Origin of the sequence: Terrisporobacter sp. (assembly GCF_017888745.1) — a bacterium.
In the GTDB taxonomy this organism is placed as follows: Bacteria; Bacillota; Clostridia; order Peptostreptococcales; family Peptostreptococcaceae; genus Terrisporobacter.
On record NZ_JAGHFM010000160.1, the window covers coordinates 1 to 11278 of the forward strand.

Annotated in this window: 11 protein-coding genes and 1 pseudogene; 8 read left to right on the plus strand and 4 right to left on the minus strand. The window is 26.8% G+C overall.

Features of this window, described 5'->3' with window-relative positions; all coding sequences use genetic code 11:
• Positions 1-378 (plus strand): zinc-ribbon domain-containing protein (locus J7G74_RS07765; RefSeq protein WP_297133779.1); only part of this gene is annotated, 378 nt, incomplete at its 5' end.
• A 210-nt stretch (positions 379-588) separates the two neighbouring features.
• Positions 589-1560 (plus strand): replication-relaxation family protein, encoded by a 972-nt coding sequence (locus J7G74_RS07770; protein ID WP_297133782.1) that lies wholly within the window; start codon positions 589-591, stop codon positions 1558-1560.
• Between the two features lie 484 nt (positions 1561-2044).
• Here J7G74_RS07770 and J7G74_RS07775 read toward each other — a convergent pair whose 3' ends face one another.
• Entirely contained in the window at positions 2045-2470 is a 426-nt protein-coding gene (locus J7G74_RS07775; protein ID WP_297133784.1) for a putative ABC transporter permease, read from the minus strand.
• 151 nt (positions 2471-2621) lie between these two features.
• Between J7G74_RS07775 and J7G74_RS07780 the strand changes: the two genes are divergently transcribed.
• The 3 genes from J7G74_RS07780 to ilvA all read left to right on the plus strand — a co-directional run bounded on the left by J7G74_RS07780 (position 2622) and on the right by ilvA (position 5255).
• Positions 2622-2792 (plus strand): (2Fe-2S)-binding protein, encoded by a 171-nt coding sequence (locus J7G74_RS07780; RefSeq protein WP_297133786.1) that lies wholly within the window; start codon positions 2622-2624, stop codon positions 2790-2792.
• Positions 2793-2942: 150 nt separating this feature from the next.
• Positions 2943-3698 (plus strand): MerR family transcriptional regulator, encoded by a 756-nt coding sequence (locus tag J7G74_RS07785; RefSeq protein WP_297133789.1) that lies wholly within the window; start codon positions 2943-2945, stop codon positions 3696-3698.
• A gap of 339 nt (positions 3699-4037) precedes the next feature.
• The gene (gene ilvA, locus J7G74_RS07790; protein ID WP_297133791.1) at positions 4038-5255 is read left to right on the plus strand and encodes a threonine ammonia-lyase; all 1218 of its coding nucleotides are present in this window, start codon (positions 4038-4040) and stop codon (positions 5253-5255) included.
• 100 nt (positions 5256-5355) lie between these two features.
• On the opposite strand, the gene J7G74_RS07795 is transcribed toward ilvA, so the two are convergent.
• From J7G74_RS07795 to J7G74_RS07805, 3 genes are all read right to left on the minus strand, one after another.
• Positions 5356-5859, minus strand: coding sequence for a thioredoxin family protein (locus tag J7G74_RS07795; protein WP_297133795.1), 504 nt, complete (start codon positions 5857-5859; stop codon positions 5356-5358).
• 16 nt (positions 5860-5875) lie between these two features.
• Complete coding sequence (locus J7G74_RS07800; RefSeq protein WP_297133796.1) at positions 5876-7207, minus strand: CoA-disulfide reductase; 1332 nt, start codon at positions 7205-7207, stop codon at positions 5876-5878.
• Positions 7208-7344: 137 nt separating this feature from the next.
• A complete protein-coding gene (locus tag J7G74_RS07805; protein ID WP_297133798.1) occupies positions 7345-8070 on the minus strand; it encodes a hypothetical protein in 726 nt (241 codons plus the stop codon).
• A gap of 296 nt (positions 8071-8366) precedes the next feature.
• On the opposite strand from J7G74_RS07805, the gene J7G74_RS07810 reads away from it, so the two are divergent.
• From J7G74_RS07810 to J7G74_RS07820, 3 genes and pseudogenes are all read left to right on the plus strand, one after another.
• Complete coding sequence (locus tag J7G74_RS07810) at positions 8367-9707, plus strand: LysM peptidoglycan-binding domain-containing protein (RefSeq protein WP_297133800.1); 1341 nt, start codon at positions 8367-8369, stop codon at positions 9705-9707.
• 318 nt (positions 9708-10025) lie between these two features.
• Complete coding sequence (locus J7G74_RS07815) at positions 10026-10487, plus strand: MarR family winged helix-turn-helix transcriptional regulator (RefSeq protein ID WP_297133803.1); 462 nt, start codon at positions 10026-10028, stop codon at positions 10485-10487.
• A 34-nt stretch (positions 10488-10521) separates the two neighbouring features.
• A pseudogene (locus J7G74_RS07820) lies at positions 10522-11278 on the plus strand (ABC transporter ATP-binding protein); the annotation flags it as partial.

Sequence of the window (11278 nt, forward strand, 5' to 3'; positions counted from 1 at the left end):
CAAGAAGATTTAGATTTTGAGATGCAAAAAATTGGTATCAGTATAACTAATTTTGCTATATCAAGTGTATCTTATCCAAAAGAAGTTCAAGAAATGGCTAATAAAGCGGCATCTCATAGTATGATAGGAGATATGAATAAGTATACTCAAGTAGCTATGGCAGATTCTCTATCAAAAGAAGGTAATGGATCAGTAGCAGCTGATATGGCTAGTGTACAAATAGGTATGATGATGGGACAACAGGTTGTTAATAATATGGTAAACAATCCTCAAAATAATAATAATCAACAAGTAAATAAACCTAATTTCTGTCCAAATTGTGGTACAAGAAATGAAGGTTCTAATTTCTGTCCAAACTGTGGTACAAAATTAGGATAAATAATAAAAAGGATATAAGTTAGTTAAACTAATTTATATCCTTTTTATTATATTATCATATAAAATTTTTTCATTTTTAAACAAAAAATAAAAATTTTATTTAATTTTTAATAATTATAAATGTAATATATGGCAAAAAATATTATAATATAAGTATGTTATTTTAAGGAAGCATTAATTATGTGTCCTAAATATCAGGGGGGAGTATATATGAGGTATAAAGTTAAAAAAAAGGATTTAGTTTCGCCGATAGGAAAATTATGCACACCAGTAGATTTAAAAAATCCAAGTAAAGATTATTATGAAACAAAGTTATCTCCATTTGCATCTTATAAAGGAGATAATCACAAAATTAACAGACCAAAGAAAACTACATCAAAATCTGAAGTGGATTTCTTATTAGAAAAGGGTCATGTGGGAGAAGTAGAAAAAATGATTCTATTTGCCATCAATAATTTGGTATTTGCTACTTCATTGCAAATTACTACATACTTAAATAAAATGGGCATAAATATAGAATCAAAATCTGTGGCAAGAAAATTAACAAGATTAAAAGAAAAGAGCTTTATTAAACAGATAGAATTTATATCTGAAAATAGTACAAGTTCATACAAAGCATATTATCTTGGATATCATGGTATAGGATTATTAAGGGCATTAGACAAGAAAACATATTCTCAAGGATATGTAAGTGAAATTAAGACAGCTAAAATAAAATGTTTGCTTGCTTCAAATCAATTAATCACACAAGTAATGAAGCCAGGGGTGAATTTTAGGGTTTCTAAAATAATATTAAATGAAAATATAAGGAATTGTATAGTAAGACCGCAATCTATTTTAGAATGTAATGATAAACCATATCTTATAGAAGTAATTAGAAAGATAGATAATTGGAAAGATGAATTTTTAAATAAATTATCTAGGTATGAAAATGTTATAGAACATTATGATAAGCTAAATATTAGTTTCAAAGAAAAGCCTACATTAATAATACAGGGTGAATCGTATGACCATATGATTGAAATTATGAATGTTTTAAAAGAAAGAGAAGAAGAAACCGATATAGATATTATTTATACTTATGATAGAATACTTTTATATAATTTAGAACAAGCTTTCTTTATAGTAGAAGAAAAACAAGTTAAAAGAAATATATTCTCGTTATTATTTAATAAATGTTAATAAGAATAGCACTATGATAAAGGATACTTTATTCATAGTGCTATTTTTTTAGATAATTCAATTAAAATAAGACTCTCTTTTTATTTGTAATTCGCTTATTTGAAAGCTGTGACTTATTTTTTATAATATATTAAAAATTCTATTTTCGTTCATAAGAAATTTACATTAAATTCATATTGATATTGTATTATTAAAACATAGAAAGACTAGCTTAATAATTTACTTAAATACCCGTATAATGATAGATTCCCTCACACTCTTTTATCTATCATTATGAACCTTAAAGCCCTGTATCCTCGTAGCAGGGCTTTATTTTTTTACATACAAGGAAATTATATTGAGTTTGCAATTGTGAAAAACTTCTAGGTTAAAGCATTATCAATGTGTTCGAGAAGTTGTAAAAAAATAAATTTTGAGCAACGGGCAAAGCCGTTGGCGACATGAAGTGGAGCGCCCACACAGTGGTTTAAGCGAAGCGAATTTTTTATATTAGTCTATATTTTGGCTTTGTTCCATTAAAAAATTTATATCTTACTAAGTCATCCATATATATGGCAAATAAAGATAAGAAGAACCAAGCTATAGAGCTTCTTAAAGATATTTGTCCTAGAAAATTATATTTCATATATGAATAATCCCACACATTTAGCAATAAAACTTTATTTATAATAATCCCAGAAATTAGTTCTATAGCATCTATTATAAATACTGATAGAATCATCTGTAACAATAAAGGAATATCCCTTTTAGAAAATTCATTTATAGAGCCAATAAAAATAAAACATAATCCACCAACTATAATCATAGAAAAGTGAGAAAAGCCTCTATATAAAATTTCAATAAAGTAATAGGTTATTCCACCTATTAAAAAAAGTATAAAATATTCTATGAAAGTACTATGTTTTTTCAATTTATCACCATCTTATATAATTTATTCAACTAAATATATTTTTTGTATAAAATTTATTTACATACGTGGGAAAAAAAGTAATAAAATGTGTTTACAGATATTAATAGCTGGGTAAATATGTACTATCAAACACAACCAGGAGGAATTGAAAATGTCAGATAGAATAATATGTGATTGCATGGGAACTTCTTTTGAAGATATAAAAAAAGCTGTAGAAGCTGGAGCTAAAACTGTAGATGATATAAAAGAAGCTACAGAAGCTGGAACAATATGCTGCGGATGCGATTGTGAAATAGAAGAAGCTTTAAACGAGATACTATAATTATTAAATATTTTACATAAAATAAAACGGAATTTTTCCGTTTTATTTTTTTTGAAAAAATTTAAATTCTTTATTGACATTAACGTTGCGTAAAACTTTATACTTTAGTTAAACATATGAATTAGCAATTATAATTGGAAGGTGATAAGGATGGAATATTCTATTAATGAATTAAGTAAGTTAGCTAAGATTAGTAAGAGAACTTTAAGATATTATGATGAAATAAATTTATTAAAACCAAAAAGAATAAACTCTTCTGGATATAGGATTTATGGAGATTATGAAATAGATCAATTACAACAAATTCTTTTTTATAAAGAAATGGGATTTAAGTTAGATGAAATAAGAGAAATAATAACATCGCCATCGTTTGATATTTTAAATGCTTTAACTAATCATAAAAAAGAGCTTATAGAAAAGAGAAATCAAATAAATTTGCTAATTGAAAATGTTGAAAAAACTATTAGTTATAAAAAAGGAGAAATTTATATGTCAAACAAAGAAAAATTTGAAGGATTTAAGAAAGAATTAATAGATAAAAATGAAGAAAAATACGGAAACGAAATTCGTGAAAAGTATGGTAATAAGCAAGTAGATGATGCAAATAAAAAAATGCTTGGATTAGGTGAAGAAGAATATAAAGAATTTGAAAAATTATCACAAGAAATAATATCTAAATTAGAAGAAGCTATGGAAGAAGGGAACCCTCGTGGACAAAAAGCTCAAGAAGCATGTGAACTTCATAAAAAATGGCTAGGATATACTTGGAATTTTTATACAAAAGAGGCTCATATGGGATTAGGTGAGATGTATGCAGCAGATGAAAGATTTAAAAAATATTATGATGATAATAAAGAGGGCATGGCAGAATTTTTTAGGGATGCTTTAAAAATATATACAAGATAATTTTAAAGACAAGGATAATATACTGGAAATTTAAGGATATTATTCTGTTTTTTTTATTATTGAAAAATTATACTTGCAAAAATAGATGGATATAAACTAGTAAATTGCTTATTCTTAAAAAAATAAAGTATTACTCTTAATATACTAATAAAATAATATACATAAAAATATTTAATGATATGTTTTAAAGTTGTTTGATATTTTGAAAATATTATTGTATAATAAAAAACGAAGGAAAAAGTAATTTAGGAAAATGTTTTTATACGGTGGGAAAATGATATTTTTATAAATGAAAACATTTTTATTAGATATATATGAAAAAGAGAGGGAATGATTGATATGTTAAAAGTTACTTTAAATGATGTTAAAAAAGCTCAAGAAACGATAAAAGGTATAGTTAAAGAAACGCCTGTTTTAGAAAGTAAAACATTAAGTGAAATGACAGGGGCAAATGTTTTCTATAAATGTGAAAACTTACAAAAAACAGGTTCATTTAAAGTTAGAGGGGCTGTTAATACAATAGCAAACTTGACTGAGGAAGAAAAGGCAAAAGGTGTAATAGCTTCAAGTGCTGGTAATCATGCTCAAGGTGTTGCATTAGGTGCTCAAATGACAGGTATAAAATCTACAATAGTAATGCCAGCAACAGCACCACTTGCAAAGGTTTCTGCAACTAGGGGATATGGAGCAGAAGTTGTATTAAACGGAGAAGTTTATGATGATGCTTATGCAAAAGCAGTAGAAATACAAAAAGAAACTGGTGCTACTTTTATACATCCATTCAATAATGAGTATGTAATGGCAGGACAAGGGACAATATCATTAGAAATATTTGAACAATTAAATAATAATGTGGATACTATACTTTGCCCAATTGGTGGAGGGGGAATAATAGCTGGTGTAGCTGTTGCGGCTAAAGCTCTAAATCCTAATGTTAAGGTTATAGGTGTTCAGACTTCAAATATACCATCAATGAAAGAATCTATTAATAATGGAGAAGTTACAACTGCGTTTAAAGCTGCTACAATAGCAGATGGTATAGCTGTAAAAACTCCTGGAGATGCTACCTTTGAAATAATAAAAGAATTAGTTGATGATGTAATCACTGTTACAGAAGAAGAAATAGCAGAAGGTATGTTATTCTTATTAGAACATCAAAAAATAGTTTCTGAAGGTGCTGGTGCAGTTTCAACAGCAGCTTTATTATCTCGAAAATATCAACCAACAGAAGGAGAAAAAGTTGTTTGTATAGTTTCTGGAGGTAATGTTGATGTTAATACATTATATAGAGTAATCGGTGTTGGTTTAGCTAAACAAGGAAGAAGATATTCATTCACTACAACAATGACTGATAAACCAGGTGGATTCTTAGAATTAATAAGCATAATAAGCAATAATAATGCGAATATATTAAATGCTAATCAAACAAGATTATCTTCTGGTGGAGCTGTAGGAAAACAAGCTGCAGAATTTATACTTGAAACATTTGATCATGACCATATAGCAAAAATTAGAAAAGATATAGAAGAAGCTGGATTTAAAATTGTAGAATTATAATATATAAAAAGTATATAGGGAATTAATATAAATAAAAAGAACTGTTATTAAATATTTAATAACAGTTCTTTATTTAATTTAGAATATATGATGTTATTAATTATTCTGCTTTTTTTATTATATTCCAAATTTCATAGGCAGAATCTATTAAGTATTTTCCTTTGTAATAATCTAACTTTATATCATCGAAGCTTGAGGCATTTTTTACGATTTGTGGTCTTTCTTGGAAATTACCAAGAATATTAAAATCTTTATCTAAAACCACAATTAAAGGGAACTTAGCATCTGTAATGTCCAAAATTGGTTGGATATATTTTTTACCTCTAGCCATAGTTATAACTGACATATCAAAGTTTGGATTAAAATCTATAAATTTTTTTAATACTGTTCCATTTAATTGATAATCAGAACACCAAATCTCACCTGCAACTAAAAACTTAATTTCTTTATCAAAGTTTATTATATTACTAGTTAACTCTTCATCAAAATTAATTCTAGATAAGTTTTTTGGTATTCTAGCTCTTTCACTTTTTGTTCCTTGTCCAACGGAAGCCTCAAAAGAACATCCTACTTCATATAATTCTTCTAATGTCATTTGATTCATAAATATTCCTCCTAGACTACTTGCTGACATTTCCTGTAATATTTAAAATGTCCCATGTAGTAGCAAATGGAGGTGCGTAGCATAAATCTAACATACCTAATTGATCTGTTGTCATTTTTGCTGTGATTGCTGTAGCAAGTACATTAGCTCTTTGAACAGCATCTTTATATCCCACAACTTGACCACCAAGGATAACCTTAGTATCAGCATCATAAATTAATTTTATTGATATTTTTTCTCTTCCAGGATAGTAGTGAGTTTGATTAAATCCACTTACAAACTTAGCCTTATAATTAAGATTTAGAGATTTAGCTTTTTCTTCTGTAATACCAGTAGCAGCAGCTTCCATATCTAAAACCTTAATACAACTTGAAGCTAAAGAACCTGGGAAAGATGAGTTGATTCCACCTAAATTTTCTCCAACGATTCTACCTAATTTATTAGCACCAGTAGCTAAAGGAACATACATATCTTCATTAGTAAGTATATTTTTTATAGTTGCACAGTCACCAGCTGAATATACATCTTCAACAGACGTTCTACCATATTCATCAACTATTATGGCACCATTAGGTAACATTTTTATATCTGTATTTTTTAAGAATGAAGTGTTTGGCCTAACACCAATTGCAACAACTACTAAGTCAGTATCTATTTCACCTTTATCAGTTACTATTTTTTCAATTTTATTTTCGCCGATATATTCTTGGACATTTTCACCAAGATGTAGATTAATATTATTATTTCTTAGTTCATCTTCTAATAACGCAGTAATTTCTCCATCAAAGACTTTACTTAAAATTCTATTGTTTCTATCTATAAGATGAATATTTTTATTTAATTTTTTAGCTGCTTCTATAGTTTCTATTCCTATAAATCCAGCACCAATAATAACTATATTTTTATTTTCTTCTTTGTTTATTAACTCTTTTAATTTGATACCATCACTCATATCTTTTAAAGTAGTGACATTTTCAAATTTTTTATCAAAAGAAGGCATTATACTACTAGCACCAGTAGCAATCATTAATTTATCGTAATTGTCTTCAAAAACATTTCCATTTTGAATATCTTTGATTTTTAATTTTTTGTTATTAGTATCAACATCAATAACTTCCATAAGAGTTTTTAAATCTATACCAGATTCTATAAATTTTGATTTTTCCCTTGCTATCATCATATTTGAATCATTGAAAAATCCTCCTACATAATAAGGAAGCCCACATGCTCCAAAAGATACTATATCTGTTTTTTCATATACTACAACTTCGTAGTCAGGTTTCATTCTTTTTAATTTTGCAGCAGCAGACATACCAGCAGCTACAGCACCTATTATAACAACTCTCATTTTATTCTCCTTTAAATGCTTATACTTTTTATCATTATGATAATACCCTAAAATAGGGTAGAATAATCTTTATTATAAAACATGTTTAGAAATAATAAAACCAGTTAAATTAATTTAACTGGTTTTATTATTTAAAATTATTTATAACTATTTATAGTGCTCACAAGATGTTCTAATTTAAATTTTGGATAAATAAGACGACGATTGTATATTAGAACATTTTTGTTATATTCATTATATTGTTCAGTATCTTCTTCAAAATATTTATTTATACCAATTTTAAACATGTCTTCTTCATCATTAAAATTCATATACTCTAAATATGATTTTATTAAATCAGGATTTGAATCACATAATTCAATAAATTTTTTTTGAACTATTTTTAAATCATTTAATAAATGTTCAGTTGAGTTATTTATCTCTTCATTTAAATACTCAACATTTCTTGAAGAGTTAGTTAAATCATTCATAACCTTATATTGAGCATCTCTTATTTTTCTAGTATATACTTCAGATAAAAAGAAAAGAGATCCTAATTTTTTTTCTTCTTCATAGTAACCAGATAGTAAAAGTCTTATTGAAGATAATTCTGATTTTTTTTTTACTACTAATTGAGTCCCTTGGTTAAAAACAATTTTCAAAGGAAATTTTAAATCATCTATATTAGCTTCTTTTTTTAGAATACGATCCTCTACAATAAATAACTTACTATTTTGGAAGATAACGAAGCTAGAATTGTAATTATAATATAGTGTCTTCGTAGGAACTTCATCACCAAAATTAAAGCTTTTAATATGGCTATTAGACTTTATAACATCACCTTTATCATTTAAAACAGGATAATAAAAACAATCAAATTTCATAATATACAACCCACCCTTATATAAATATATATCTATCTAACATCATTATATCATTATAAAGTTGAATATGTGAAAAAATTACCAATTTATGTAATTCAAATATTATATATCACTTAAGGAATGATTATATTTTAAATATGAATAGTTTTTATAAATCAGAATCAGTAGAGGTTACTTTATAATACTAATTTTATATTACGCTAAAAAAGCACGAAATATGACACAAATATCAACTTGCAACAATATAATAAATAGACATTATAGAATGTTAAATATAGTAAAAATGGAGGTATTTTATGGCTAGTTATAGAGGAATAGATGTAAGTAATTGGTCTGGAAGAATAAATTGGAGAGATGTAGCTGATAGTGGTGTTGAAGTTGTAATAATACAGGCTTCAGAAGGAACATTTTACAGGGATCCATATTTGCAAGAATTTTATGATGGTGCAACAGAAAATGGATTAAAGGTAGGATTTTATCATTTTTTTAATCCTAATTCTTCGGGAACGCCAGCTCAGCAAGCTAGATATTTTGTAGATACTATAAGAGGTCTTCATTCAGATTGTAAACTAGTTTTAGACTTGGAGCAAACAGGTGGACTGAGTAATTATGAATTGACTAAACGAGCAGTTGAATTTTTAGAAGAAGTAAAATTATATAGTGGTCTTGATACAGCTATTTATACTTATGCATATTTTGCAGAACATAATTTGTATAATGGCTTAGGTATTTCTGATTATCCACTATGGATAGCTCAACTTAGAGAAGGAGGGCCATTACCAAACCAAATTTGGGGTAGCCGTCATGCAGGTTGGCAATATTCAGATACAGGAAGAGTATCAGGTATTAGTGCTAATGTTGACTTAGATATATTCTATGATGAAATGTTTTTAAATGATAGAGGTAATATACCAGGAGAAAGAAGACAAGAGTCAGACAATAATAAAGTTATATACTATACAGTACAATCTGGAGATACATTGAGTTCAATAGCTACAAGATATGGAGTTACAGTTGAAAGTTTAGCAAGCATCAATGGATTATCAAATCCAAACTTAATATATCCTGGTGAAGTTCTTAAGATATATCCTGAAAATAATAGGAATATAGTAAATAGAGGTAAGGTGGAGTTTTCAAGCACTTATATTGTTAGATTAGGAGATACATTATCACTTATAGCAAAAAGATTTAATACAACAGTAAATGATTTAGTTGAATTAAATGATATTGCTAATCCAAATTTAATATATCCTGGTGAGATTCTGAAAGTTCCTACAGTAGGAAATGAGGATTCAAAATCCTCATCAGCAAGACAATATATAAAAACTTATATTGTACAAAGAGGAGATACGTTATCAGGCATAGCAAGAAAGTTTAATATCTCAGTAGATAGATTAGCTGAAATTAATAATATACAAGATGTTAACTTAATATACCCAGGTCAAGTTCTAAAGATAGAAACTTCAAGAATATATAAAGATGATAATAAAAGGTTCAAAGGGCTTTATGTAGTTCAAAACGGAGATACATTGACATCTGTGGGCAATAAATTTGATAAAAAATTAGACGAATTGGTGAAGGATAATGATGTTATAAGTTCTGATTTAATTCATAATAATCAAGTTCTGAAAATATAGTAAGTATTAGTGTAAGATACTTTTAATACTTTATTAAGTAGGGTTATCTCTTTAGATAACCCATTTTTTACATACAAGGAATTTATGTTGAGATTGTAACTGGGGAAAATCCATAGGTTAAAGTATTATCAATGAGTTTGAGCAGTTGTAAAAAAGTAAATATAAAATATTAAATTAACAACATATAATACTTATTTTAAAGAAAAAATATTAAAGATTAAAAACTTGACTTAATACAAAAAGTTAACTAAAATAATAGTTGCAAGATGAAACTATTGCCTTGGTAAATTAAATTATTTGGTTGAAAGGGATGAAATAATGAGTGATTTACAGGAAAAATCAAAAGAGTTTTTAAACTCAATAGCGAAAATTAAAAAATTGGCTCATAAAAGTAAAAAATCTCAAGAATTCCATATAGGAATGATAATGACCATTAAAACTATAATGGATAATTGCCAACAAAATTCAAACGATGAAAACTATTGTGGGATGAAAACTTCTGATTTAACAAAAATATTATGCATAACTAAACCAGCAACATCTAAAATGCTAAATACTCTAGAAGAAAATGGATACATTGAAAGGTGTTCAAATAAAAATGATAGAAGAGTTGTATATGTAAGAGTTACTGATGAAGGAAAAGCGTGTTTAGAAGAAGAAATTAAAAAATTCAATAACTTTATATGTAAAGTTATTGAAAAGATGGGGGAAGATGATGCAGATAATTTAATTCGCTTACTTGGAAGATTAAATGATGTAATAGAAGAAATGCAGTCTTAAGAGTAAAATCATTATATATGGGAAGGGAGAAAAGATGTTCAAAATATTTAAATATTTAAAAAACTCAAGTTTTATAATTATTTTAATTATATTACTTTTAGCAGGGCAAGCAAGTTGTGAACTTTCTTTACCTACTTATACATCTAATATTATAAATATAGGTATACAACAAGGTGGTATTGAAAATGCAGCTCCAAATGTTATAAGAGCTGAGCAAATGGAAAAATTATTTATTTTTATGAATGATAAAAATAAAGACACTGTATTAAATAATTATAAATTATTAAGCAAAAAATCTTTAAGTAGTGAGGAATATAATAAATATAAAGAAGATTATCCAGCTATTGAGAAGGAAGATTTATATTTATTGAATACAAAAGATAAAGAAACTATTGAAAAATTAGATAATATACTTGGGAAGCCAGAATTAATAGTATATGGCTTAGAAAGCGACAATGAATCAAGTGAAATGATTAAAAATCAAATGGTAAAAAATATGTCGCAACAAAATATGACAGCTAATACAAATAATTCAGAGAATATATTACCAAGTGGTATGCAGAATACTTCAATGAATAAGGATCTTGAAAATAAAGATATATTGACTATATTAGCATCTATGCCTAAAGAACAAAAAGATACTATGATAAAAGAAATAGATAATCAATTTGTAAATTTACCTGAAATGATGATAAGTCAAGGTGCAATTTCATTTGTAAAAAGTGAATACAATGAAATAGGTATAGATACAGATTTATTACAAACTAAATATATAATAAATACAGGCGCTA

Bases quoted from the DNA above. Each gene is read 5' to 3' on its own strand.
- J7G74_RS07795 (WP_297133795.1), bottom strand. From the start codon at position 5,859: ATGAATCAAATGACATTAGAAGAATTATATGAAGTAGGATGTTCTTTT.
- J7G74_RS07805 (WP_297133798.1), bottom strand. From the start codon at position 8,070: ATGAAATTTGATTGTTTTTATTATCCTGTTTTAAATGATAAAGGTGAT.
- ilvA (WP_297133791.1), top strand. From the start codon at position 4,038: ATGTTAAAAGTTACTTTAAATGATGTTAAAAAAGCTCAAGAAACGATA.
- J7G74_RS07815 (WP_297133803.1), top strand. From the start codon at position 10,026: ATGAGTGATTTACAGGAAAAATCAAAAGAGTTTTTAAACTCAATAGCG.
- J7G74_RS07810 (WP_297133800.1), top strand. From the start codon at position 8,367: ATGGCTAGTTATAGAGGAATAGATGTAAGTAATTGGTCTGGAAGAATA.
- J7G74_RS07780 (WP_297133786.1), top strand. From the start codon at position 2,622: ATGTCAGATAGAATAATATGTGATTGCATGGGAACTTCTTTTGAAGAT.
- J7G74_RS07785 (WP_297133789.1), top strand. From the start codon at position 2,943: ATGGAATATTCTATTAATGAATTAAGTAAGTTAGCTAAGATTAGTAAG.
- J7G74_RS07800 (WP_297133796.1), bottom strand. From the start codon at position 7,207: ATGAGAGTTGTTATAATAGGTGCTGTAGCTGCTGGTATGTCTGCTGCT.
- J7G74_RS07770 (WP_297133782.1), top strand. From the start codon at position 589: ATGAGGTATAAAGTTAAAAAAAAGGATTTAGTTTCGCCGATAGGAAAA.